The 23,184-nt window shown below is 63.8% G+C and carries 22 protein-coding genes; 12 read left to right on the forward strand and 10 right to left on the reverse strand.

Translation table 11 applies throughout. The annotated features are described in order from the left end of the window. Position 1 precedes the first annotated feature (1 nt). Together AC2EBU_RS06780 and AC2EBU_RS06785 are read left to right on the forward strand one after the other, a co-directional pair. Positions 2-751: a M48 family metallopeptidase gene (locus AC2EBU_RS06780; RefSeq protein WP_484610130.1), complete on the forward strand. Its 750-nt coding sequence runs from the start codon at positions 2-4 to the stop codon at positions 749-751. A gap of 102 nt (positions 752-853) precedes the next feature. Beyond that, a complete protein-coding gene (locus tag AC2EBU_RS06785; protein WP_484609602.1) occupies positions 854-2,536 on the forward strand; it encodes a hypothetical protein in 1,683 nt (560 codons plus the stop codon). Positions 2,537-2,589: 53 nt separating this feature from the next. Here the strand turns inward: AC2EBU_RS06785 and AC2EBU_RS06790 are convergent, their stop codons facing one another. From AC2EBU_RS06790 to AC2EBU_RS06800, 3 genes are all read right to left on the reverse strand, one after another. Continuing rightward, positions 2,590-3,525, reverse strand: a complete 936-nt coding sequence (locus AC2EBU_RS06790; protein ID WP_484609603.1) for a site-specific integrase — start codon at positions 3,523-3,525, stop codon at positions 2,590-2,592. A gap of 161 nt (positions 3,526-3,686) precedes the next feature. Next, the gene (locus AC2EBU_RS06795; RefSeq protein ID WP_484609604.1) at positions 3,687-4,028 is read right to left on the reverse strand and encodes a hypothetical protein; all 342 of its coding nucleotides are present in this window, start codon (positions 4,026-4,028) and stop codon (positions 3,687-3,689) included. A 235-nt stretch (positions 4,029-4,263) separates the two neighbouring features. Next, positions 4,264-5,025, reverse strand: coding sequence for a hypothetical protein (locus AC2EBU_RS06800; RefSeq protein ID WP_484609605.1), 762 nt, complete (start codon positions 5,023-5,025; stop codon positions 4,264-4,266). Positions 5,026-5,217: 192 nt separating this feature from the next. Between AC2EBU_RS06800 and AC2EBU_RS06805 the strand changes: the two genes are divergently transcribed. The 5 genes from AC2EBU_RS06805 to AC2EBU_RS06825 all read left to right on the forward strand — a co-directional run bounded on the left by AC2EBU_RS06805 (position 5,218) and on the right by AC2EBU_RS06825 (position 10,199). Then, complete coding sequence (locus tag AC2EBU_RS06805; protein WP_484609606.1) at positions 5,218-5,382, forward strand: hypothetical protein; 165 nt, start codon at positions 5,218-5,220, stop codon at positions 5,380-5,382. A 46-nt stretch (positions 5,383-5,428) separates the two neighbouring features. Continuing rightward, entirely contained in the window at positions 5,429-7,636 is a 2,208-nt protein-coding gene (locus AC2EBU_RS06810) for an ankyrin repeat domain-containing protein (RefSeq protein ID WP_484609607.1), read from the forward strand. A 581-nt stretch (positions 7,637-8,217) separates the two neighbouring features. Beyond that, positions 8,218-9,288 carry a hypothetical protein gene (locus tag AC2EBU_RS06815; RefSeq protein ID WP_484609608.1) on the forward strand — a complete coding sequence of 357 codons (1,071 nt, stop codon included), beginning with the start codon at positions 8,218-8,220 and terminating at the stop codon, positions 9,286-9,288. A 35-nt stretch (positions 9,289-9,323) separates the two neighbouring features. Beyond that, positions 9,324-9,638, forward strand: coding sequence for a hypothetical protein (locus AC2EBU_RS06820; protein WP_484609609.1), 315 nt, complete (start codon positions 9,324-9,326; stop codon positions 9,636-9,638). A gap of 27 nt (positions 9,639-9,665) precedes the next feature. Next, positions 9,666-10,199 (forward strand): glycine zipper 2TM domain-containing protein, encoded by a 534-nt coding sequence (locus AC2EBU_RS06825; protein ID WP_484609610.1) that lies wholly within the window; start codon positions 9,666-9,668, stop codon positions 10,197-10,199. 106 nt (positions 10,200-10,305) lie between these two features. Here the strand turns inward: AC2EBU_RS06825 and AC2EBU_RS06830 are convergent, their stop codons facing one another. After that, on the reverse strand, positions 10,306-11,244 hold the full coding sequence (locus tag AC2EBU_RS06830) for an NAD-dependent epimerase/dehydratase family protein (RefSeq protein WP_484609611.1): 939 nt from the start codon (positions 11,242-11,244) through the stop codon (positions 10,306-10,308). A 47-nt stretch (positions 11,245-11,291) separates the two neighbouring features. On the opposite strand from AC2EBU_RS06830, the gene AC2EBU_RS06835 reads away from it, so the two are divergent. Continuing rightward, on the forward strand, positions 11,292-12,350 hold the full coding sequence (locus AC2EBU_RS06835; RefSeq protein ID WP_484609612.1) for a CDP-6-deoxy-delta-3,4-glucoseen reductase: 1,059 nt from the start codon (positions 11,292-11,294) through the stop codon (positions 12,348-12,350). A 100-nt stretch (positions 12,351-12,450) separates the two neighbouring features. Then, positions 12,451-13,431: a Bug family tripartite tricarboxylate transporter substrate binding protein gene (locus AC2EBU_RS06840; protein WP_484609613.1), complete on the forward strand. Its 981-nt coding sequence runs from the start codon at positions 12,451-12,453 to the stop codon at positions 13,429-13,431. 4 nt (positions 13,432-13,435) lie between these two features. Here the strand turns inward: AC2EBU_RS06840 and AC2EBU_RS06845 are convergent, their stop codons facing one another. Together AC2EBU_RS06845 and AC2EBU_RS06850 are read right to left on the reverse strand one after the other, a co-directional pair. Beyond that, positions 13,436-14,176 carry a LytR/AlgR family response regulator transcription factor gene (locus tag AC2EBU_RS06845; RefSeq protein ID WP_484610131.1) on the reverse strand — a complete coding sequence of 247 codons (741 nt, stop codon included), beginning with the start codon at positions 14,174-14,176 and terminating at the stop codon, positions 13,436-13,438. Continuing rightward, positions 14,176-15,216 carry a sensor histidine kinase gene (locus AC2EBU_RS06850; RefSeq protein WP_484610132.1) on the reverse strand — a complete coding sequence of 347 codons (1,041 nt, stop codon included), beginning with the start codon at positions 15,214-15,216 and terminating at the stop codon, positions 14,176-14,178. The genes AC2EBU_RS06845 and AC2EBU_RS06850 overlap by 1 nt, the downstream gene beginning before the upstream one ends. A gap of 77 nt (positions 15,217-15,293) precedes the next feature. Between AC2EBU_RS06850 and argH the strand changes: the two genes are divergently transcribed. Further along, positions 15,294-16,784 (forward strand): argininosuccinate lyase, encoded by a 1,491-nt coding sequence (gene argH, locus AC2EBU_RS06855; protein ID WP_484609614.1) that lies wholly within the window; start codon positions 15,294-15,296, stop codon positions 16,782-16,784. Between the two features lie 28 nt (positions 16,785-16,812). On the opposite strand, the gene AC2EBU_RS06860 is transcribed toward argH, so the two are convergent. Genes AC2EBU_RS06860 through AC2EBU_RS06870 form a run of 3 tightly spaced genes read right to left on the reverse strand, consistent with a single transcriptional unit; the run spans position 16,813 to position 19,219 of the window. Then, positions 16,813-17,796 carry a low temperature requirement protein A gene (locus AC2EBU_RS06860; RefSeq protein WP_484609615.1) on the reverse strand — a complete coding sequence of 328 codons (984 nt, stop codon included), beginning with the start codon at positions 17,794-17,796 and terminating at the stop codon, positions 16,813-16,815. Positions 17,797-17,808: 12 nt separating this feature from the next. Further along, entirely contained in the window at positions 17,809-18,435 is a 627-nt protein-coding gene (locus tag AC2EBU_RS06865; protein ID WP_484609616.1) for an NADPH-dependent F420 reductase, read from the reverse strand. Between the two features lie 13 nt (positions 18,436-18,448). After that, on the reverse strand, positions 18,449-19,219 hold the full coding sequence (locus AC2EBU_RS06870) for a type 1 glutamine amidotransferase domain-containing protein (RefSeq protein WP_484609617.1): 771 nt from the start codon (positions 19,217-19,219) through the stop codon (positions 18,449-18,451). Positions 19,220-19,318: 99 nt separating this feature from the next. On the opposite strand from AC2EBU_RS06870, the gene AC2EBU_RS06875 reads away from it, so the two are divergent. Beyond that, positions 19,319-20,200 (forward strand): substrate binding domain-containing protein, encoded by an 882-nt coding sequence (locus tag AC2EBU_RS06875; protein ID WP_484609618.1) that lies wholly within the window; start codon positions 19,319-19,321, stop codon positions 20,198-20,200. A gap of 267 nt (positions 20,201-20,467) precedes the next feature. On the opposite strand, the gene AC2EBU_RS06880 is transcribed toward AC2EBU_RS06875, so the two are convergent. Continuing rightward, a complete protein-coding gene (locus AC2EBU_RS06880) occupies positions 20,468-21,415 on the reverse strand; it encodes a LysR family transcriptional regulator (protein ID WP_484609619.1) in 948 nt (315 codons plus the stop codon). 87 nt (positions 21,416-21,502) lie between these two features. Between AC2EBU_RS06880 and AC2EBU_RS06885 the strand changes: the two genes are divergently transcribed. Then, positions 21,503-23,155 carry a (2,3-dihydroxybenzoyl)adenylate synthase gene (locus AC2EBU_RS06885; protein ID WP_484609620.1) on the forward strand — a complete coding sequence of 551 codons (1,653 nt, stop codon included), beginning with the start codon at positions 21,503-21,505 and terminating at the stop codon, positions 23,153-23,155. Positions 23,156-23,184: the final 29 nt, after the last annotated feature.

The raw sequence follows: 23,184 nt of genomic DNA on the forward strand, positions 1-23,184 counted from the left end.
CATGCAGGTCACTGAACACGTCTCGCAGCATCGCATCGCCTATGGCGATGAGGTCATTGCCTTCAGCCTGCGCCGTCAACCGTCGCGCACTGTGACGCGCGTTGCCATTCATGTGGAACCAGACGCACGGGTGTTGGTGGATGCACCCGATGCAGCGCCCTTGGAAGATGTGTTGGCTGCCGTGAAAAAGCGGGTGCGCTGGATCAGCCAGCATGTGGAAGCAGCCAGGACACGGCTGGCCCATGTGCTGCCCCGCGAGTATTTGAGCGGCGAGTCTTTGCACTATCTGGGGCGCCGCTATCGCTTGAAGGTCGTGGTCGACGCCGGGGCCAGGGCAGAGGCACGGATGCGCGGCGCTTTCATCACGGTGACGACGCCCGAACACGCCCCGACCCCGATCAAGATGGCCTTGGATGCCTGGTATCGGCAGCGAGCACGGGAGGTGTTTGCAGATCGACTGAAAGCGATTGCTGCCCCTCTCCGATGGGTCAAGCAGCTTCCACAGACACGCCTGCAGTTCATGACGGTGCAATGGGGCAGCTGCTCACCCTCGGGCCGCATCACGCTGAACCCGCTGCTGGTGAAGGCGCCGCGTGAGTGCATCGACTACGTGCTGCTCCATGAACTGTGCCATCTGCTCCACCACAACCACAGCCCCAAGTTCTACCGCACTCTACATCGGCACATGCCGAACTGGCGAGCGGTGAAGGAGAAGCTGGACAACATGGCTGAGGAAATATTTAGGGGCTGATGTCTGAAAGGTGCGTTCGTCAAACACTAAAAAGAGTCCGGCAGTGACCTCCCGTTGAGTCCATCCCTTGATTCATCAATTGCCTGTCAACCAGGGAAAAATATGTCATCCAGAACCTACACAGAAGAGGAAGTTCAAGACCTTACCGACCGAGTGTTTCTCCTGAAAGAGCAACTGGAAGCGGGCAAGGTGCATTTCGCCAACCAGGAATTGGCCGATGGATTCCGTCGTAGCTACGAAGCCATTCGACTTCGACCTGATGGCAAGGTTGATCCGACTTCACTTGACGGTCGTATCCGCGCAATGACCCTTGCCATGATGGCGATGAGGCAACGCGAAGACGCTAAGAAGTCTTTGAGCTTGGCAAAAATCCAAGAAGAATACTTCGCGTTCCTCTTCCGGGAGTTTGGCTGGCTTTATGAGCAAATGAAGAAGGCCGAAGTCACGCCATCAGCGGCCGCCGAAATTACGTCTCGGCACGACGACATGATGCAGGGCCTGATGGAGGCATTGCCAGATATGGTCGACGCAGTTCGGGAATTCTGGTCGGCGGTCGGTGAAACAGCAGGCTACCACCTTCAAGATAGTAGACAGCTCAAGGCGGTGTTCGCAGGAGACATATTTCCCGCACACTGGGAAAACGCCGTTTCTACTGCAGGACTATATGTCGACACAATAATTTTGCCCTGTCCGATAACCCGGCTCGGCACCTTGTTGAAGGCTGCACCGTCCAAAGAATTAGTCAAACTAGTCATCAAACATGTACTCACCGCGATGACATACAGAGACATCGCGCTCGCCGATGTCGACCCTCCAATCGCGATGATCGTCCCGAATTCTGATGATGCAGACGAAGAGGATCGCAAGAGTTTGATTCTTCGTGCGACTCCAGCCATCTGCGCTCACGCGAAGTACCTATTTGACCGAACATTTGAAAGCGTCGAAGAGCTGCAGGAATTTTGCATCCACCTCAAGACGGTGGATTCGGTAATGAAGGAACTCAAGCGTCCTGATCGCTTGATTTTCGACACTGAATGGGGAAAGGACCCCGTTGAGCAGCTCTCCAGGTCGCTAAGGGAAAACTCCCACTTCCCAGGAATGAATGAAGCCAATGCAGGCCTCCATGTCTTTGCATCAAACATTGGGAGAATGCCGCAAGCATTCGGGGCACAGCAGGCTGCCAACCATTTCGGCGGATCGCCCTATATCAATGCTGAGACCTCTTGGTTGCACTTTACTTGGCTACTGGAATATCAGGGAGCGCCCAGCCATGACGATCTGAACATTCGCCATAGCATGCACGTGGTACGTGCCTTAGTGTCTGAGGCGGACAACAATCTCCAATGGCTTGGCAACGTTCCACCAGAAACTGTTTTGGAAATACGCAAGCGTGGCTTGGCCAATGAGTTGCGCGAATTACTCGGACAGGGTGTATCCAACCTAATCAACATCAATCGCGACAACTACTTCCGCACAGCCGATCAAGTCGTTGAGAATCTCGATACTGCGTTCCGCAAGCATCAGCAGGAGCTGACGGAAGCGCGCCAAAAGAAGCTGAAACTCTATGGGATAGACGTGGGGGCCTGCGCAGCGACAGGTGCCGTAGCCGTCGCAGCAGCATTAACTGGCAACGTAACGTTGGGGGCAATTTCTGGTGTTCTCGGCGTCGCTGGCCTCCCAAATCTCAGGGACATCAAGACGAAGTTCCAGCAAATTTCAGCTGAAGATAAGGCGCGTCGGGAATCACCAACCGGCCTATTGTTCAGACACGTAAGGCGAAACTGAATATCACCAAGTCTATTGCCCGCCCCAGCCGCGAGCTCGTCATGACCTGCATATCACAGCAATGAGCGGATACGCCGTTGCTCCACTACGCGCAGGTACTTTTGCAAGGACTGAATGCCCCGGTGCTGAGTGACTTGGGCAATCTCGGCGATAGGTCGCTGCATGGCAGCCGCAGTGGTCACAAAGCCCGCCCGAGCCGAATGTGAGCTGTAGTCGCTGGGGTCTCGCCCCGACAGCTCCACCGCCTGCTTGATGATGCGGGCAACCGAACTCACGTGCATGCGGTCGGTGCCAACCACCTCGCCCTGGCTTACGCTGCGGAACAGATAGCCACCATCCACACCAGCAACTTTGCGCCAGTGCTCAATGGCCCGAACCGGACACACCGTACCCATGGCGAATGGGATGCTGATGGTGGCGCCACGTTGCTGCTGGTCGGTTTTGCTCTTCGGTAAGAACAGGTCAAGCCCGAATTCATGTGCTGTAAGGTCTTCGACGCGAACGTTCACCACCGAATGCCGCCGAAGTGCACCGCTGAACATTAACAGCAGCAAAGCCACGTCCCTGGCCGCACGAATGGGCTTCTGGCGCTGTTGAACCGCCGCCACCACCATCAGCAAGTCATCGCGGACCAGTGGCTTCACAGCGCGCTGTGCCGCCCCCACAGTTCTGACCAGGCCGGAATACACTTTCTTCGCTCGGGTGTCGATGGGCGATGGCAAGTCGCGTTCCTTGTGCCACGCATGCAGTGAAATCATGCGGCGCTGAATGGTGGCGGGTTTGAGCTTGCTGGCCACCCTGACCAACCAGTCCACCGCATCGGTGGGCGTAGCTGGCAGCGTATAGCCCATGGCCAGGTAGTAGGCAATGTCGCCTGCGTAGGCCTTTCTGGTAGAGGCCGCCAAACTGGCCGCTGCCAAGTCGTCTGCGGTCATGGTGGCGATGCCGGTCGTGGTTGCGTCGGCGCTCGGACTCTGGTTTCTTGACATGATTGCCTCCTGGTTTGGTGCGCGTTTTGCGCACGCGAGCACGCGCGTGAATTTGTGTTTTACGCGCACACTTCAAAAAACGAAAGCCGCGACGGTGCGCGGCTCGGTGGGGAGTGGTCGTGGCGACGGCAGACCTGCCTGCCATCCTTTGGGGCTCATTCCTAGTAGTCGGCGGGCATGAGTACGCAGGTGCTGAGCCTGTGGCCATCGTCATCCTTGGCATCGGTGATGACCCAAACCCGTTCACGGCAGTCGCCCACCTCATAGGCCGAGAAGATGCGCGCGCCGGTCTGTAACGCCATCACGTTGCTGGCCTGGTCTTCGGCATCCAGCGAACCAGGGTCGAGGCGCAGGTGCCGCCGCACCAATTCGAGCGGTGAGACTCCAACGCCCTCCAACATGGCCAGCGCGGCGGGGGTGGCAACCACTTTGCCAAGCTCAAATTTGGGGATGCAGACGGCGCGTGGCAGAGAGCATGGCGGTTTCGATACGGATTCATTCATTTGCGTGTCCTTTGTGACGGAAGAATGCCATCAGGCGCACGCACACGGCGAAGCACAGCCAAGCCTTTTCGGGCCTGGCCGTGCGTCATCACGGATTCATTGAAGTGGGTACGCCAGTGGCGTTGGCTCGGCCGCCGCCGGTGCCTGCCGCATGGCGGCTGGTGTGGTGGCGTGAGCTGTTGACGATTTTCGCAGGCGACTCGCGTGGTTGCTGATCACGATAACTTTGTGCAGATCAACCATCCAGCCCCTTTTTGGCGGCATCCTGTACTCGCTTGATCCCCTGAAGTCGCTTCGCATGCGGCTTAACCTTCTCAAGCACGCGCTGTGTTGCTTCTGGGGTCAACCACCTCGGGCCTGCTTGGGACCGAACATGCTCCGCCTTGAGCAGCAAGGCCTCACGCTGCTCCCGCGTGGCGTTGTTGCCATAGGCAAGCTTCGCGGCCTCTTCCACCAGTTTCTCAAAGGGACTGGAATGCCCGCCCATCGAGTAAATGTCCTGCTGAGTGACAGAGGCAACCTCAAGCACAACCTCGCTTTGGGTATTGCCATAGCGCCCAGCGCCATCGTGATAGGCGACGATGCTGCCTTTGTGCTGCTCCAGCGCCGAGCAAAAGGCCGGATCCTGATACAACTCACGCAGATTAACAATGACGCTTCCTGGCTCTGGATGAACGCACAGGATGACTCCTTGGTAATCCTGCCCCTGGGGTGGCACGCCTCCCTTGAATCCTTTTGAAATCTCAATGTCTAGCGTCCAAGAGGAAATTTTTTCGGGTAAACGATTCTCCCCAATGAGTTTCCAAACACCACCTTTCGGCAAAGCAACTTGCCTGAAACAACACAGCAAACAGGAACGGTACCTATCAGGAATAGTCGCGCACACGTCCCTCAGTTTCGTTCCGCGCTTCATGTTTTGCTTAGCATCCCCTCCACGCTGCCAATCGCTGATAGCTTGGAGAAATTCGAGGGTGAAGGGATTAGGCATGTCAGACATGGTACCGGCTTCAATAGCGCGAGGCCGTTTATCCGTGGCACATGGAGGCATTGACGACGCGGCCACTGGTGTCGAGGATCGGTTGCCGAGAAATTTACGAGAATCATTCGGTGCCGTGTCGTGATCGAAATCAGTGCCTACGGGAGGATATCGACGTGCTGCTTTTGGCACGCTTTTCCCGATAGGACTGATATGAACACGAAGACTTCCACCCCGGCCGGCCCCGCATCGCCGATGACTCCTGCTGCGGCTTCCCGCATTCAGGGAGCGACGGCCAAGGGCAATGGCGGCGGCGTTGCCAAGGGCAGCTTTGCGGCGCGCGCGCAGAGTTCCGCCGCGAAGGGTGGCAAACGCTAAGTCGGCACGGGCGGCATCCCTGCCGCCCTGTACAGACAAAACAGATATGAAGACCTACATTTTTCCCCAGCTCGGCTTGCTGCTCCGAGCACTCATCACCAGTGCGGGCTACCGTCGCCGAATCACCGACCTCGGCCTGGACAAAGACCTTGACGACTTGGCATCCGACTCACGCCCGGGCTCATCGTGCGACTTGATGCAGCAAATCGAAGACGCCGTTCAGCGCGATATGGCAGCGGACTGCGGGGTGCAGTGGGCACAGTTCTTCCGCTTGGCTTGGCACAAAACGCGCGATGCCATTCAGCAGTCCGTTCGGTCGGTCGATACCGGCCCCATCGCTGATGAATCAGGGTGCGAGGTGGTTCGCCTCGGCTTTGAAGTTCCGATGTTGTCGGGCCTTGTGAGGCTGGTGGCTCACCAACACCCTGGCATTGATATCGACTCCTGGTGGGCCAGTCCAGTGGCAGCCTGGGTCAGGCTGGTAGCGAACTTCGCAAAGTTGACCGAAAGCGAAGCTGTGTCACGCCTTCATGAAACTCCCAGGACAACGGAGCGTTGGATGGCTGGCGAGCCCACCCGTGAGTTGCAGTGGCCCTTCCGCACGACCGTGTTACAGGTTCTTGGCGGCAACAGCGACAGGAATCAGCACTCGCCCCAGGATGTGGACCAGCTCACTGGCTGGCTGACCTTCGCCGTCGCCTTCCAATCGCTGGCCATCGAAACCCGTGAACTCGTTCGACAGGATTTCGAGCTGAGGCGACAGCATCCATGGTCCATGGGTGAGTTCATGACCAAGATGACGCATCAGAGCCTGGTTGCAGGTGCGCTGCCGATTCGCGAGCTAGCGATTCCGCTACTGACCCGGATCGAACAGCACTTTTCGGTTGACCGGAGAGATCTCGATGCCGCGCAAAGTGAACTGAACAGCTTTCAACACCTTATCGAGCAGGAAGCCCCGCATTGGCGAAGGTCCTATCAGTACATCCACGATTGGTTCGCTGGGAGACTTGCCGCTATTCAGGGCCGCGAGGCCGATGCGATGGCCTTCTATGCAAAAGCCATTGAGGGAGTCTGGTGGTTCGGTGGCCCGAACCAACTGCCGATGCTGAACGAGGCACTGCTCTATGCAGTAGGCGTGGGCGACAGCGTCGCGGCCAAACACTACTGGGACAAGACATTCATGCTGGGCCTCAACCGATGGCCGAAGCGACCGCTCGATGAACAAGAGCGCCGCCGACTGGCCTTCGCATTCGAGCGCCAGTTCTCACCCCAGAAGGCGAAGGATCGAGTTCCACCACCGGTCGAATTCATCTTGAGGGAGACACCCTTTGAACTCAGCCAGGAACAGTTGACGAATCCGAACCGTAAGGTGAAACACGCCGAAGGGCGAACTCGGCGAACACCATTGATGGACGCCGCACGCGAGGGCTCACTCGCTGAGGTCAAGCGCGCTGTTGCAGCCGGTGGTGATCCGAACGACTTCATCAAGGAATCCGGGGAGGGGCCACTCACCTATGCCATGCGCCGAGCGTGCGACCGGGGTGATCCGGTCATCATGAACTACTTATTACAGCTCGACTTGTCGAAGGAAACGGTCAACCGCCAGGCGTCTACCAGCCGCGAAACGCCACTGAAGATTGCCATAGAGATGGCCGACGCGGCAGCCGTCGAGCGGCTGATTATGTTGGGGGCCGATGTCGAACAGGCCAGCGACTATGTGCCGTCGGCGCTCTGTTACGCGATGCTGCTCTTGCACGGCAGCATTCACCGTACCGACACGACCCAAGAAACAGCGTACCTGGCGGGAAAGACCAGGGCCGACGTCCACGACGCCAAGGACGGCGCCGCACTGGACATCGAACTGGCCACGCGACGTCAGAGGCAAGCAGCTCTCCGTGACGCGTCGCCGAGAAATCGCGCCATCTTCGATGCTGTGATGGAGCACTACATCCGGCCCGCCGCGCCACGTCGCAAGGTGGTTCTCACGCTGCTGAAATGTGGCGCCGACGCCAACCGACGCTACAAGGTCGAACCTCACGATCTGGCCGAATGGACGCCAACCCTGTTCGCTGCGCAGGTCGGAGACATCGACATGTTCAAGTCTTTGATCGAGCATGGCGGGAACCCGGACTTGCAGTTGATGCAGTCGTCCGCGCTGGAACGTTATGACGCCCTGTGGGTTGCAGTGGACCACGGGCGCCATGCCATCGTGGATTTTCTTGTGAAGCGCGCAAGTGGTTCAAGGAGCGGCTGAGTAGCGCACCGACTTTTCCAGAATTCGGTTCGGCGTCGTGTCGGGACTTTGCAGAGCCGAAATCAGATCCTCCTGTTCTTGCATCAACGGGGGGACTTTCATGCGCTACTGTCGGGACAAACAGATCAACAAGTTGGTCGCAGACCTTGTGCGCGAGGGTTGGCAGTTCAGCCGAGGCAAACACGGCAAGCTGCGCACCCCGTCTGGCAATGGGTTCGTGACAGTCCCCAGCACTCCGAGCGACCACCGAACGTTCCAGAACCTCTGCCGGGACATACGCATCCAAGCCAAAAGGATTTCGCTCGTGGCGATGACAACTCCGCTGGACCATAATTCACACAAACATTTAGGGAGTGAGAATTTTGAACATCGATTTTGACAATACATGTCGTAGTTTGATGGCGCGAGTCTGCAACTCTGACAATCCATCGGAAGCTCTGTCCGTGTACCGCGCGGCGGCCCCCTTCCTAAAGGACTGCAGATTCGTGCTCGCATCAAAAAGTGGTGCTACGCCAGGGTTTGCGGTAAATAGGACATTCTCCGACGGGGCATCAGTCCGAAGTCTCTTCAAGACTAATAACGTGCTCGTTTTGGACGACACCACAGTTGCCGAAATGGACAAGGGAACAGCAACCTACCCCATTGACTTTTCGATTTCGCTAGATACACAAGCGTTGAGCTACCTGGCCCCGCACCTTGCCGGCAAGATCGCAGGCATACCACTGGATTTCAAGGAGGTCTTCGAATTCATTGCGCGTGATGATGTGCATGTCGACCCAATCCCCTACATGCTCGAAAATCTTCATAACCTTGAAAGTGAAGGTGCTGCTGCAAAAATTCTTGAGAAGCTAAAGGCGTACGAGGTGCTGCGAACCATTGACTTGAATTGGCTGAGTAGCCGAGGCGAGGCTCGGTCGACACTTTCGTCAACCGAACTGACTAAGCGCGCGAATGAATTACTCTCACGAATGCAACAAAATAGGGCGGATAGCTCACTGATGACAGAAATTTCTTTCCGTCACCAGTTTATGTATATCCAACTATTAAAAATGGCTTGCATTCAATTGAAGTCGCCAAGCCAGAGTATCAATAAAAAAATGGCAAGTTATGCCGAATTCTGCGACTCCCGACTCGCAACTATGAGTGGCCGAGAAACTGCAATCGCACGAGCGTATTTTGAACGTGGCCAGCAGTTGGAATTTTTCGGCAAAATTCAAAAGAAAGGCAAAGACTTGTTCGGCACGCTAGATGGGATGGCGTGGGACTTGTGGCACGTTAGACAGTTGGAAATAGCGATGACCCTCAAACCCGATGAGAACGCACGCTACTTTTTCCCGGCCCTGCTCACATTTGACAAAAGATTCATTGAGATAATGGATTTGTACCCCCTCAAGGCTTGTGCCTATCGGACAAACGACCCGGAACCTATGCCTTTTTTTGATGGTGACTTTTTCGATCTCGTTGCAACAGATTCAAATTCAAGGGACGAGTTTATCGAACGTTTCTACTCATCAGCTGCGAGAGATTCACGTGTAAAGCGGCGGGAATCTGCGAAGTCCGAAATTCCCAACCTCATTGTGGAATTGGAGGCTGACTTAGGTCACGTTGCGAATGTAGAACCGCCGCTTCGGACCGCTTTCAGTATTAGCTGATCCTAATCTCAGGTCCATGGCACACTTGCGGCACAGTGACACTGATCGTCAGTGAAAACCTGCGACAATTGAAACGACGTCGGGCATCAGAGGCAGTTGATTTCATTAGCCCTCAGTTGTCGTCAGATGTCATCCGTTTAACCTTCGAATTGATTCGTAATGAGAAGGTCGGGTGTTCGATTCATCTCTCCGGCACCAGAACAAACCCCTTGGTTCTTCCGAACCAAGGGGTTTTCTCTTTGCGTCCGACGGTAACAATCGCTGACAAGCGTCAAGCGCCGGTAAAGTACCGGCTGGCGGCGTCCCGCACCCCGCCTTCCGGTCAACCGGCAGCGCCGCCACGCCGTTGACCCATCATCGCCATCCCGGAGTCATTCATGTCCTTGCGCCGCCCGATCGTTCTACTCGCCCTTTCCGCCGTGGCGGTCCCTGCGCTGGCGGCGGAAGACTTCGCCCGGGTGGTAGCCAGCATGCCGGTCATTCAGGCGGTCACGGTGCCGCAACAGGTCTGTACGCCGCAACAGGTGACCACACCGGGCAGCAAGTCGGGTGCCGGCGCAGTGATCGGCGCCATTGCCGGCGGCGCGCTTGGCAATCAGGTCGGCAAAGGTGGCGGCCGGGCCGTTGCCACGGGCGTCGGGCTGGTCGGAGGCGCTTTGCTCGGCAACCAGATCGAAGGCAGCAGCGCGCCCCAGACACAGACCGTCCAGCAGTGCAGCACCCACAACGTGGTCGAAAACCGGGTCACCGGTTACAGCGTCACGTTCGAGTACGCCGGCAAACAGTACACAACGCAGATGGCACAGGATCCGGGCGCCTGGATTCGCCTGGCCTTGGTGCCGGTTGGCGGCTCGGCCGCACAGCCGGTCTCGGGCACACCTGGCGCCGTCTCGCCGTCCGCATACCGCTGATCGGCCTGGGCCGCGCGCGCGCGGCGTGCGCCGCGCCCCATCAGGGCCCCAGCGGCGGTTTTCAAGAAAAAACAGCCGATACCCAGCGCGAAATTGTCGATTTTTGCTATTTTTTCGATAGCAATCCACGGACCGGGTCCGGGTAACGCAGCCGCAGGCGCAGCTCGCGCTTCAGCCGGGTGTTGTCCAGGCGGCGCGATTCGCTCATGAAGGACAGCAGCGACAGCGGCAGGCTCTGCTGCGCTGCGCCACGCGATACCCGCGGGGGCCGGGGCAGACCCATGGCGTCGGCGGCGGCATCAAACCAGTCGCCCATTCGCATGGCACTGTCGTCGTTGACGTTGACCGCCCGCTGCGCCCTGCCCTGCCACAGCGCCCGAATGCAGGCTCGCGCCAGGTCATCGGCGTGGATGTGGTTGGTGAACACGTCGTCTTCGCGGGCCAGCACCGGGGTGCCGCGCAGCAGGCGCTCACGCGGCGTGCCTCCCGGGCGGTCGTTTGCGTAGATCCCCGGGATGCGCAGGATGCTCACCCGCAGCTGTCCCGCAGCGCGCCGACCGAAGTGGCGTAGCAAGCCTTCGGCATCGACCCGGCGCTGGGCGCGTGGCGTGTGGGGCCGAACGGGTCGCGACTCGGACACCATCGCGCCGTCACAGTCGCCATACACCCCACTGGTGGAGCCGTAGACCAGCGCGCGTGGCGCAGTGCGCCGGGCCAGTGCCCACACGAGCGCCTGGGTGCGCGGGTCGCGCCACCACGCGCCCGCCGCCTCGGTCGGAGGCGGCGCCAGGTGCACCACCCGGGTGGCCAGCCCGGCAAGGCGGGCCAGCGAAGCCGGATCATCCAGATTCCCGCGCAGCGGGGTCATGCCGGCGGCGCGCAGCGCCGGCAACCGCGCCGGGCTGGAGGTCAGCGCCAGGCGCCGCACCTTGGTTCCCAGGTCACGAGCCACGCGCAGGCCCACATCGCCACAGCCGACGATCAGCACCCGCTCGCGGCGGAAACGCGCCGGCAACGCGCCAAGGGGAGCGAGGTTTGAGGGCAAAATCGGCCGTTCAGCGGAAGTTCATCTTCCCCGAGGATACTCAAGCCATGACCTTCACCATCACCATCCAGCCCAGTGGTCGCGACTTTTCCGTCGAATCGGGCGAAACCATTCTCGCGGCCGGCATTCGCGCCGGTATTGGCCTGCCCTATGGCTGCAAGGACGGCGCCTGCGGCTCGTGCAAATGCAAAAAGCTGGGCGGCCAGGTGACCCACGGCCCGCACCAGGCCAAAGCGCTTTCGGATGAAGAAGAGGCGGCCGGTTATGTGCTGACCTGCTGCGCCACACCGGCAAGCGATGTGGTGCTGGAGTCGCGCCAGGTCACTCTGGCCGACGCTTTGCCGGTCCGCAAGATGCCCGTCCGGATAGCCGCGCTGGAGGCGCTGTCACACGATGTGATGCGGGTGGTGCTGCAATTGCCTGCCAACGACGGCCTGCAATACCACGCTGGCCAGTACATCGAATTTCTGCTGCCGGGTGGAGCGCGCCGGGCCTACAGCATGGCGACCGCGCCACACCGGCTGCTGCAGCCCCCGCCCGGTGGCGGCAACCCGGTGCCCATGGTCGAGCTGCATATCCGCCACATGCCGGGCGGCCAGTTCACCGACCGGGTGTTCGGCAGCATGAAAGAGAAGGAAATCCAGCGGGTCGAGGGTCCGTTTGGCAGTTTCCATCTGCGCGAGAGTTCGGAGAAACCGATGATTCTGCTGGCCTCCGGCACCGGTTTCGCGCCCATCAAGGCCTTGATCGAGCACATGCACTACCGGGGTATCACCCGGTCGGTGACCCTGTACTGGGGCGGCCGGCGGCCCGCCGACCTGTACCTGGACCGCTGGGTACGGGAGCAGCTGGCCGTGATGCCCACCCTGCGCTACGTGCCGGTGGTCTCGGATGCGCAGCCCGAAGACGGCTGGAGCGGCCGCACCGGCTTTGTGCACCGTGCGGTGCTGGACGACATCCCCGACCTGAGCGGACACCAGGTCTACGCCTGCGGCGCACCGATCGTCGTTGAGTCAGCCCGCCGCGACTACGCGGCCGCCGGGCTGCCGGACGACGAGTTTTTTGCCGACGCCTTCACCAGCGAAGCTGACAAGGCGCGAGCCTGAAAGCCTGCTTAACTACTTTATTTATAGCTAAAGGCGACCTTTTCACGCTGGGTATTGCCGTTTTTTGCTTGAAACCGCCCCAAAACGGCACAATGGCGGCATGAAACGTCGCACCTTGCTCCTTTCCGCCGCTGCTTCGGCAGCCGCCGTGGCCGCGCCGGCCATCGCCATCGCCCAGAGCCCGGCCCGCCCGATCCGCCTGATCGTGCCCTACGCGGCCGGCGGCCCGATCGACGTGACCGCCCGGCTCCTGGCTGAGCGCGTCAAGGACAGCCTGGGCACGGTGATCATCGAAAACCGCCCCGGCGGCGGTGGCAACATCGGCGCCGACGCAGTGGCCAAGGCCGCTCCGGACGGGCTGACCATCGGCATTGCCGCCGTGGCCACGCACGCGATCAACCCCTGGCTGTTCGCGAAGATGCCCTACGACGCAGCCAAGGATTTCGCCCCCATCACCCAGATGCTGCGGGTACCCAACGTGCTGGTGATGAACGCCGAAACGGCCGCGCGGCTGAACATCCACAGCCTCAAGGATCTGATCGCCTATGCCAAGGCCAACCCGGCCCGGCTGAACTACGGCAGCGGCGGCAACGGCAGCGCCGGCCACCTGGCGGGCGAGATGTTCAAACGAAACGCCGGCATCTTTGCGGTACACATTCCCTACAACGGCGGCAACCCGGCGCAGCTGGCGCTGCTGTCGGGCCAGGTCGATTTCAACTTCGACAACCTGGCCACGGCCGCGCCCAACATCAAGAGCGGCAAACTCAAGGCGCTGGCCGTGACCACATTGGGCCGCAGCCCGGCCCTGCCCGATATCCCGCCGGTTTCCGACCTGTTCAAGGGGTTTGCCATCGACACCTGGTGGGGCCTGGTGGCGCCTGCCGCCACACCGCGCGAGGTGATCGCCCGGCTGAACCAGGCCTTCGTCGCCGCGCTCAATACCCCGGAAGCCAAAACCCGCTTTGCCGCCCTGATGGCCGAACCGGTGCCGACCACGCCCGAGCAGTTCGGGACCTTCATGAAGGCCGAGCTGGCAAAGTACGAAAACGTGGTGAAGGCCTCGGGCGCGCGGGTGGACTGAGTCGTCAGTCCGCGCCCAGGGCCTCGCGTACGGCGGTCAGCTGCCGGCGCGAGACCGGTTGTGGCTCGTCCAGCCCCGCCAGCCAGAGCCACCAGCCTTCGCCGTCTTGCCCATCCTGGCGGCGCTCCAGCCGGCGCAAGGCGTGCCGCGCCACCAGGGCATTGCGGTGCGCCCGCACAAAAAGCGCCGGATACTTTGCCTCCAGCTCGGTCAGGCTGCCGTCCAGGATCAGGCTGCGATGCGCGGTCCGCACGGTGACGTACTTCAGCTCTGCCTTGAGGACCAGCACCTCGGCCAGCGGCACCCGCTCGATGCGACCCCGGTCGTGGATCAGCAAGGCTTCCGCCGCCGCCGGCGCAAGGGTCCCCACCGGGCGCGGCGGCAACTGGCGTGCCACCTTCATCAGCGCGGCCGCCAGGCGCTCGGCGCGGACCGGTTTGGTCAGATAGTCGACGGCATCGACTTCGAACGCCTGCAACGCATGTTCGGCATGGGCCGTGACAAACACCAACGCGGTCCGGTGACCTTGCTCCCGCACGGCGCGGGACAGGGCCAGCCCATCGGCCCCCGGCATGTGAATGTCCACCAGCGCAAGATCCACCTCGTGATGGGTCAGCGCTGCCAACGCCTGGGCCGCATTGCCGGCTTCGGCCACCACCTGCGTGGGCGGGTCGGCGCAGTCCGCCAGCAATCGCCGCAGGCGGGCGCGGGCCAGGGGTTCGTCGTCGACGATCAGGACCTTGATCACAGCGGCACCTCAATCCGCACGCGGTAGATGCCGTCAGCGCCCAGCCCCGCCTGCAGACTGGCCGCCAGATCGTGCAGCAAGCCCAGGCGATCGCGCACATTGGCCAGGGCCATGCCCTGTCCGGCGTCCCCCTGCCCCGCCGGCACCGTGTTGCTCACCTCCAGAAGCACCCGCCCGCCCACCACGCGGGTATGGATCTGCAGGTCGGCCCCGTTGTCGCTGGGCTCCACGCCATGGCGAACCGCGTTCTCCACCAGGGGCTGCAAGAGCAGATGGGGCAGCCGCGCGCCATCGGCGGCGGGGTCCAGAGACCACGACACCCGCAAGCGATCACCGAAACGGACGGCCTCGATCGCGAGGTATCGCCGTGCCAGCGCGATTTCATCGGCCAGGGAGACCGCGTGTCCCGGTTCTGCCAAGGCATGGCGAAACAGGTCCGACAGGTCTTCAAGCAGCGCCTCGGCGCGCGCCGGATCGTCGCGAACCAGCGCGATTGCACTGTTGAGCGTATTGAACAGAAAGTGCGGGCGAATGCGCGACTGCAGCTCCTGCAGACGCGCGGTGGTCGCCGCCGGCGTGCGCGCCCGCGCCCGCCAGAACAGGCCGGCCGCCAGCACCAGCGCCAGCAGGGCGCCCGCCAAGGCCGATGCCAGCCCGTCGCCATGGCCCGCCAGACCCGCCACGACCATCAACCCCCAGCCGTAAAGACCGGCCGCCGCGCCCAGAACCGCGCCGGCCGCCAGCTGGCCAAGATCCGGCAGCAACGCCAACCGGTTTTTCAGGCCACAACACACCAGAAGCCAGGCCAGCACCCCGGGCAGCGCCGCACCCGTGGCCAACGCCCAGCGCGCAAGCCAATCGGCCGGACCGGCCACACCGAACAAGGCGCCGACCGCCACAGCCGCTTCCACAAACACCACCGCCCGCAATACCACTCCGACCTGACAGGCATCGAATACCCGAACACCCGCCCGACCGGCCGGCACCTGGGTGGTCAACGGTTTGGTACGGGCCGATAAAATGGGTTTCTCCTTCAGGCCGCATGCGGCGTGCAGCGTGCATTATTGGGCAAGCCGGGTTCCGAATCCGGCCCGCCGACCAGCGCGCCGACGTCATGGCCTGCGCAATCGCCCGCCCTGCCGCCCCCACCGCCATGACCCAAAACCAACTCGACAAGAAATCCGAAGCCTGGTCCGCCCTGTTCTCCGAGCCCATGAGCGAGCTGGTCAAGCGCTACACCGCCAGCGTGTTCTTCGACAAGCGCCTGTGGCTGGCCGACATCACCGGCAGCCTGGCGCACGCGGACATGCTGGCCGCCCAAGGTGTCATTTCGGCGGACGATCTGGCCGCCATCCAGCGCGGCATGGCGCAGATCCGCTCTGAAATCGAGAGCGGCGCCTTTGAGTGGAAGCTGGACCTGGAGGACGTGCACCTGAACATCGAGGCCCGGCTGACCCAGCTGGTGGGCGATGCCGGCAAGCGGCTGCACACCGGGCGCAGCCGCAACGACCAGGTGGCCACCGACGTGCGGCTGTGGCTGGTGTCGGAAATCGACGTCATCGACGGCCTGCTGACCGAGCTGCAGCGCGCGCTGGTGGACGTGGCGGCGAAGAACGTGGACGTCATCCTGCCCGGCTTCACCCACCTGCAGGTGGCGCAGCCGGTGAGCTTCGGCCACCACCTGCTGGCCTATGTGGAGATGTTCGCGCGCGACGCCGAGCGCATGCAGGACGTGCGCCGGCGCACCAACCGCCTGCCACTGGGCAGCGCGGCCCTGGCCGGCACCACCTACCCGCTGGACCGCGAGCGCGTCGCCCGCACCCTGGGCATGGTGGACGCGCAGGGCATGCCGCAGGTCAGCCAGAACAGCCTGGACGGCGTGAGCGACCGCGATTTCGCCATCGAATTCACCGCCGCCGCCAGCCTGTGCATGGTGCACATCAGCCGCCTGAGCGAAGAGCTGATCATCTGGATGAGCCAGAACTTCGGCTTCGTGAAGATCGCTGACCGCTTCACCACCGGCTCGTCCATCATGCCGCAGAAGAAAAACCCCGACGTGCCGGAACTCGCGCGCGGCAAGACCGGCCGCGTGGTGGGCCACCTGATGGGCCTGATCACGCTGATGAAGGGCCAGCCGCTGGCCTACAACAAGGACAACCAGGAAGACAAGGAGCCGCTGTTCGACACCGTGGACACGCTCAAGGACACGCTGCGCATCTTTGCCGAGATGATCGGCGGCCAGGTCAACCCCGCCACCGGCGCCAAGGAAGGCGGCATCACGGTGAACGCCATCGCGATGGAAGAGGCGGCCAAGAAGGGCTACGCCACCGCCACCGACCTGGCCGACTACCTGGTGAAAAAAGGCCTGCCCTTCCGCGACGCGCACGAGACCGTGGCCCACGCGGTGAAGGCCGCGCAGAGCCACGCCTGCGACCTGTCCGAACTGCCGCTGACCGTGCTGCAAGGCTTCCACGCCTCGATCGAAAAGGACGTCTACGATGTCCTGAGCCTGCGCGGCAGCCTGAACGCCCGCAACACGCTGGGCGGCACCGCACCGGCCCAGGTGACGGCGCAGATCGCACGGCACCGGGCACGGCTGGGCTGAACAACCGGCGGCACCGCGCCGCCAGCCCTCAGCCGTGCGCGCCGGCCGCGCGCGCCCGCCCCAGCAGCACCAGCCCCACACCGGCCAGCGCCAGGCCGCCCAGGTAGATGGCGCCGGACACCACGGTCAGGGCGCCGGGCGCCGCCAGCGCCACGGTGCCCGCGGCCAGGCTGGCGATGCCCATGTACAGCGGCACATGGCCATAGGCCCAGAGACGCAGGCGCCGGCCCGCCACGGCGTCGGCGATGTGGCGCTCGCCCTGGCCTTTGACGCGGTCGAAGTACAGCAGCCACAGGCCGAAACTCAGCACCGCCCCCACCAGCGCCGAGACCACGGACGACCCGTGCAGTTGCGGCCCGTGATCCAGCGCATGCACGACCGAGGCCATGCCCTCACCCAGCAGGATGATGGTGAACAGTCCAAAACGCTCGGGCAGGTGTTCCGGATGCGGTGGCACGGCCGCGGTGTGCCGCGCCACCAGCCAGGGTGAGGCCAGATCCAGCCCCAGGGCCAACGCCCAGCAGGCCCCGCGCGCCCCGTCGGCCAGCACCACACCGGCCAGCCACAGCCCGGCCTGCGCCGCATACAGCGTGGCATAGACCCGGATCAGCCCGGCCGCGCCACGCCAGTGGCGTTCGCGCCAGTAGGCCAGCGCCAGCAGCACCTTGAACGCGGCGATGCCGCCCCCGAACGCCCAGGCCCGCTCGCCCAGCGGCGCCGACGCGCCATAGCCGATCAGCGCCGTGGCGGCCATCTGCAGAAAGCCGAGCAGCCGCCGGCTGCTGCTGTCGTCGTCGAAACGGGTGGCGTGGAAGGTATGGCCCAGCCAGCACCACCACATCGCCAGAAAGGCCAGCGCGAACACCGCCGCCCCGCCCGGGTCGTAGTGGTGCGCGTAGGCGCCCGACAGCTGCGCCACCGCCACCACAAACACCAGGTCGAAGAACAGCTCGAACCAGGTGGCCTTGCGGCCATCGGCATGGGTCGGGAGATCACGGTCAGGAACGGCCATCGCGCGTCTCCGTCAGCGGCGCAGCAGGCCGAAGGCGAAGCGGCGCCCGAAGCCCTGGCGGAACGCGAGGTGAATCCAGGTCATGGCAAACGGCTCCAGATACCGCGCGGCCGAGAGCGGCCCCATGTCCACCGCCTCGAAGCCGATCAGCGTGGCCAGTGCCATCACCCGCTGGCGCGCCTGCGCGTCGTCGCCGCACACCGGCATCATCGGCACGCCGGCGGGGTAACTGGCATCGGCCATGTTTTCGGCGCCGGTGCTGTTGAAGGCTTTCACCACCCGCGCGCCCCGCGCCAGCCGGGCCAGCTCTTCCGCGCCCGACGTGGTGGTGCCCAGCGTCAGGCCGGCCAGCCCCGGCGCCAGCGGATTCGTGGCGTCCACCAGCACCTTGGCCTGCCAGTCGTCCACGCTGTGGGCGATGGCCGCCACGGCGGCGTGCGGCACGGCCAGGATCACCACCTCACCGGCGGCAACGGCCTCGGCCGTCGTGGTCAGCCGCGCCCGCTCGCCCAGGGCCGCCACCGCGGTTGCGTACTTGGCCGGCTGGGGCACCCCCAGCACCACCGTTTCACCCCGGCGCGTGAAGGCGCCCGCCAGCGCCAGGCCGACGTTGCCGGCGCCCAGAATTGAAATCGTCATGGTGTGGCCCTCGTCAACGGCCCAGGGCCTCAATCACCAGGCGCGCCGTCTCTTCGCCCGAGAAGTTCTGCTGCCCGGTGATCAGGTTGCCGTCGCGCACGGCAAAGCTGCGCCACAGGCCGGCCTGCACGTAGTTGGCGCCCAGGGCCTTCAGGCGGTCTTCGATGCGCCAGGGCATCACATGCTGGTCACGCGGCAGCAGACCGTAGCTCCAGACCGCGTTGTCGGCGAAGTCTTCCTCGACGTTGGCAAAACCGGTCACCGTCTTGCCCTTGGCGATCAGCTCGCCGTCCGGGCCCTTGGCAAAGGCCAGCACCGCCACACCGTGGCACAGCGCGGCCGCGACCTTGCCTGCGCTGTGGAAGGCGGCGAACTTGGTGTGCAGGTCGGTCGCCGCGTCGAACGTGAACATCGGCGCCTGGCCGCCCGCGACGACGATGGCATCAAACGCCGCCACATCGATGTCGGCCACTTTTTTCGTCTGCGCAACCAGCGCCTTCAGTTCAGGCGTGTGGATGAAACCCTGGCTGATCAGGTCGGTCTTGCTGTAACCGCTGGCATCGTTGGGGTCACTCATGCCGTCGGCCTGGCAGGCGCCGCCGGCCGGGCTGAACACCTCGACTGCATAGCCGGCCTCGGTGAACACGTGGTACGGGTGCGTCAGCTCGCTCCACCAGAAGCCCACCGGCCAGCCGGTGGTGGTGGAGACGGCCGGGTTGGCGATGACGAGGGCGACGCGCTTTTTTGTCTGCGGGTTCAGCACGTTGGGGTCTCTGAGGCTCATGGATCTCTCCGGAAGTTGACAACGGAGCGCAGTCTCCGCCGTTTCCTTGTGCAGATAAATCCATCAGAATGCGACGATCTGTTGCCACCAAGAACAACAATGGAACTCAGTCACCTCGACACCTTCGTCAAAGTCGTGCAGACCGGCAGCTTCACCCGTGCGGCCGAACAGCTGCACACCCAGAAGGCCCATGTCTCGCGTGTGGTCAGCCAGCTGGAGGCCGAACTGGGCGTGCGGCTGCTGGAGCGCACCACACGCTCGCTCTCGCTGACCGAGATCGGCCGCGAGTTTTTCGAGCGGGCGGTCGGCATCCTGGGCGCGGCGGATGACGCGCGGCGCACCGTGCAGCAGGCCCAGGGCGAGCCGCGCGGCACCCTGCGCCTGAGCTGCGGCGTGGAGTTCGGGATGCTGGCCGTCAACCGCTGGGTGCGCGACTACCTGTTGCGCCACCCCGACGTGAATGTGGACCTGGAAATGACCGGGCGGGTGGTGGACCTCGTGCACGAGGGCTTCGACCTGGCCGTGCGCGTGGGCCCGCTGGCCGACTCCACCCTGGCGGCCCGCAAGCTGGGCGAGCTGCGCTACGGCCTGTTCGCGGCACCCGGCTACCTGCGCCGCCATCCACCGCCCCGCCAGCCGGGCGACCTGGCGCAGCACGCCCTGATCCGCTTTTCGGGTTCGCGCCTGCGCCTGGTCTGGACCTTCACCCGCGGCGCGGACACCCAGCGCGTCGAACCCGTGGCCCGTCTGAACGCCAACAACAGCTTCGCGGTGCGCGACGCCGCCGTCGACGCGCTGGGCATCGCCCAGCTGCCGCTGCTGCTGGCACAGCCCGAGGTGGACGCCGGCCGCCTGGTGCCGGTGCTGGCCGACTGGCAGCTGCCGTCCGCACCGGTGCACGCCGTCTTCGCCAGCGCCCGCTACCTCACGCCCAAGGTGCGGGCCTTCATCGACCTGGCGGTGGAGGCGTTCGCGGCCTGAGCGGGACACCGGCCTGGCCCGGCGCGCCCACCCAATGGCACCCAGCAGGGTTCCGGGGAAAAATTCGACTGGAAAGTGCCCATACCCATCTTGAAATGGTCGTTGTTTGCTATGGTTTCAGGACTTTTCAGGCCTCGATGTCGCAGGGACTCCTGCTGCTTACAGATTGGGGACGGCGACGCAGCCCCGCATGGGGCCTTCATGTTCACAAAACCGCAAAACGTCGACACGTTCTGGCGACGTGTCGATGCAGTCAACATGACACGCTCACGCCTCAGACTGTCCGCCCCCTTCCCCGAACAGCTCCGCCACCAGCCCCCGCAGCCACTGGTGCGCCGCGTCGCCGTGCAGGCGCTGGGGCCAGCATTGACGCACCACGAAGTCGGGCACGTCGAGCGGGGATGCGAGCTGGCCCAGCGGCTGGTGGGCCGCGAGCACACGCGCCGCGCTGCGCGGCACCAGGGCGACCAGGTCGGTGCCGGTGACGATGGCCGGCAGCACCAGAAAGTTCTGCACCCGCAGCACGATGCGCGCCTGCTGGCCGCGCGCCACCAGGGCCTGTTCCACCACGCTGTGGCCGGTGCCGTGGGGCAGCACCACGGCGTGATGCGCCTGATCGAACCGCTCCGGCGTCATCGCTCCGCTCAGCAGCGGGTGATCGGGCCGCAGGATGGCCACGTAGTGTTCGCGAAACAGCCGCTGCTGGTAAAAACCCGGCGCCAGGTCGGGCAGGTTGCCGATGGCCAGGTCCACCTCGCCGTGCTCCAGCGCCGCCTGGGGGTCACGGTCGGGCATGGGCAGCGTGGTGAGCGTCACGCCGGGCGCCACCTCGCGCAGCCGCGCCAGCAGGCGGGGCAGAAAGAAGGCCTCGCCCAGGTCGGTGAGGAACAGGGTGAAATGCCGCCGGTCCTGCGCCGGGTCGAACCGGGACCGCGCCCGCAGCGCCGCCCGCAGCGTGGCCAGCGCCTCGCGCAACGGCACGGCCAGCCGCTCGGCATGCGGTGTGGGCACCATGCCGCGCCCGGTGCGCACGAACAGCGGGTCACCCGTCAGCTGGCGCAACCGGCCCAGCGCGTTGCTGACCGTCGGCTGGGCCAGGCCCAGGCGCTGGGCGGCACGGGAGATGTGCCGCTCGGCATACACCGCCTCGAACACCAGCAGCAGGTGAAAGTCCAGCCGGGCATCCAGGCCATTGGGCGCTGCATCATTTGACATAGGAATATATCTATTCGTTGCCATTCGTTGCACGGATTGTCTGCCAAACCTACAGTGAGGCCACACCCACAAAACAGGAGACACCCCATGCTGGACGGATGCACCCCCTGGCCGCCCGAGCGCGAAGCGCGCTACCGCGCGGCCGGCTACCGCGAGGGCCTGACGCTGTGGGCCATGGTCGCCCGCACCGTGGCCCGCCTGCCCGACAAGGTGGCCCTGGTGGCCGGCGAGCGCCGCGAGACCTACGCCGATCTGGACCGCGCCAGCGCCCGCCTGGGCGTGGCCTTGCGGCGCCAGGGCATCCGGCCGCTGGACCGGGTGGTGGTGCAGCTGCCCAACACGCCCGAGTTTGTTCATTGGTACCTGGCGCTGGTGCGCATCGGCGCGATTCCGGTGCTGGCGCTGCGGGCGCACCGCGCCACCGAGGTGCGGCATTTCATCCGAGCGTCCGGCGCCGTGGCCTATGTGGTGCCCGACGTGGCGCACCATTTCGACTACCGGCCGATGGCGACCCAGATGCAGGGGGAGTTTGCCGGCCTGCGCGTGTTCGTGGTGGGTGAAGCCGGCGACGGCCAGACCGCGCACGCCGCATTGCTGGACGGGGTCGCCGGCGACGACGACGCTGCGATCGAGGCCACGCTGGCCACGGCCCGCTTCGAGCCCACCGACGTAGCCACGATGCTGCTGTCGGGCGGCACCACCTCGCTGTCCAAGCTGATCCCGCGCACGCACGAGGACTACGTGCTCAACGCCCGCCTGTGCGGCCGGGCCGCCGGTTTTGATGAGCAGACGGTGTTCATGGCCATCCTGCCTTTGGGCCACAACTACAACCTGGCCTCGCCGGGCATCCTGGGCGCTTTCTATTCCGGCGGCACGGTGGTGCTGGCGCCGAGCACGGACACGGCCGAGATCTTCCGCCTGGTCGAGCAGGAGCGCGTGACCGTGATTGCGGCCGTGGTGCCGCTGATCAGCGCCTGGCTGGCCTCGGATGAGCCGAAGCGCTTCGACCACTCGTCGCTGAAGGTGGTGCAGAACGGGGGCGCGCGGCTGGCCCCGGAGCTGCGCCAGCGCCTGATCGACGAGCTGGGCTGCACGCCGCAGGAGATCTACGGCACCGCCGAGGGCCTGATCAACATGACGCGGCTGGACGACCCGCTGGAGCTGATCCTGCACAGCTCGGGCCGGCCGGTGTGCGAGGACGACGAGATCGCGGTGGTGGACGACGACGGCCGGGAAGTGCCCGACGGCGAGGCGGGCGAGCTCATCACGCGCGGGCCTTACACGATCCGCGGCTACTACCGCGCGCCCGAGAAGAACACCGAGGCCTTCACCGCGGACGGCTTCTACCGCATGGGCGACATCGTGCGCAAATGGGGCCGCAACATCCAGGCCGAGGGCCGGCGCAAGGACCTGATCAACCGCGGCGGCGAAAAAATCAGCTGCGAAGAGGTCGAGAACTTCATCCACCGCCACCCGGCCGTCAAGTCGGCCTGCCTGGTGGCCATGCCCGACCCGGTGTTCGGTGAAAAGGCCTGCGCCTTCGTGATCCTGCGCGAGGGCGAAAGCCTCACGTTCGAAGCGCTCATCGCCTTCCTGCGCAGCCAACAAATCGCCAGCTACAAGCTGCCCGAGCGGCTGGAGGTGGTGGCGCAGTTCCCGCTCAGCCCGGTCGGCAAGATCCTCAAGCGCGAACTGCGCGACGCCATCGCCGCCCGGCTCGATGCCGAGGCCAGCCGCTGATCCCCCCAGACCCGACAAAACATTCAGGA

The sequence above is a fragment of the Curvibacter sp. T50 genome, from assembly GCF_057219955.1.

Bases quoted from the DNA above. Each gene is read 5' to 3' on its own strand.
- AC2EBU_RS06875 (WP_484609618.1), top strand. From the start codon at position 19,319: ATGGAACTCAGTCACCTCGACACCTTCGTCAAAGTCGTGCAGACCGGC.
- AC2EBU_RS06780 (WP_484610130.1), top strand. From the start codon at position 2: ATGCAGGTCACTGAACACGTCTCGCAGCATCGCATCGCCTATGGCGAT.
- AC2EBU_RS06840 (WP_484609613.1), top strand. From the start codon at position 12,451: ATGAAACGTCGCACCTTGCTCCTTTCCGCCGCTGCTTCGGCAGCCGCC.
- AC2EBU_RS06835 (WP_484609612.1), top strand. From the start codon at position 11,292: ATGACCTTCACCATCACCATCCAGCCCAGTGGTCGCGACTTTTCCGTC.
- argH (WP_484609614.1), top strand. From the start codon at position 15,294: ATGGCCTGCGCAATCGCCCGCCCTGCCGCCCCCACCGCCATGACCCAA.
- AC2EBU_RS06800 (WP_484609605.1), bottom strand. From the start codon at position 5,025: ATGTCTGACATGCCTAATCCCTTCACCCTCGAATTTCTCCAAGCTATC.
- AC2EBU_RS06865 (WP_484609616.1), bottom strand. From the start codon at position 18,435: ATGACGATTTCAATTCTGGGCGCCGGCAACGTCGGCCTGGCGCTGGCG.
- AC2EBU_RS06825 (WP_484609610.1), top strand. From the start codon at position 9,666: ATGTCCTTGCGCCGCCCGATCGTTCTACTCGCCCTTTCCGCCGTGGCG.
- AC2EBU_RS06790 (WP_484609603.1), bottom strand. From the start codon at position 3,525: ATGTCAAGAAACCAGAGTCCGAGCGCCGACGCAACCACGACCGGCATC.
- AC2EBU_RS06795 (WP_484609604.1), bottom strand. From the start codon at position 4,028: ATGAATGAATCCGTATCGAAACCGCCATGCTCTCTGCCACGCGCCGTC.
- AC2EBU_RS06810 (WP_484609607.1), top strand. From the start codon at position 5,429: ATGAAGACCTACATTTTTCCCCAGCTCGGCTTGCTGCTCCGAGCACTC.
- AC2EBU_RS06805 (WP_484609606.1), top strand. From the start codon at position 5,218: ATGAACACGAAGACTTCCACCCCGGCCGGCCCCGCATCGCCGATGACT.
- AC2EBU_RS06870 (WP_484609617.1), bottom strand. From the start codon at position 19,219: ATGAGCCTCAGAGACCCCAACGTGCTGAACCCGCAGACAAAAAAGCGC.
- AC2EBU_RS06885 (WP_484609620.1), top strand. From the start codon at position 21,503: ATGCTGGACGGATGCACCCCCTGGCCGCCCGAGCGCGAAGCGCGCTAC.
- AC2EBU_RS06880 (WP_484609619.1), bottom strand. From the start codon at position 21,415: ATGTCAAATGATGCAGCGCCCAATGGCCTGGATGCCCGGCTGGACTTT.
- AC2EBU_RS06785 (WP_484609602.1), top strand. From the start codon at position 854: ATGTCATCCAGAACCTACACAGAAGAGGAAGTTCAAGACCTTACCGAC.
- AC2EBU_RS06860 (WP_484609615.1), bottom strand. From the start codon at position 17,796: ATGGCCGTTCCTGACCGTGATCTCCCGACCCATGCCGATGGCCGCAAG.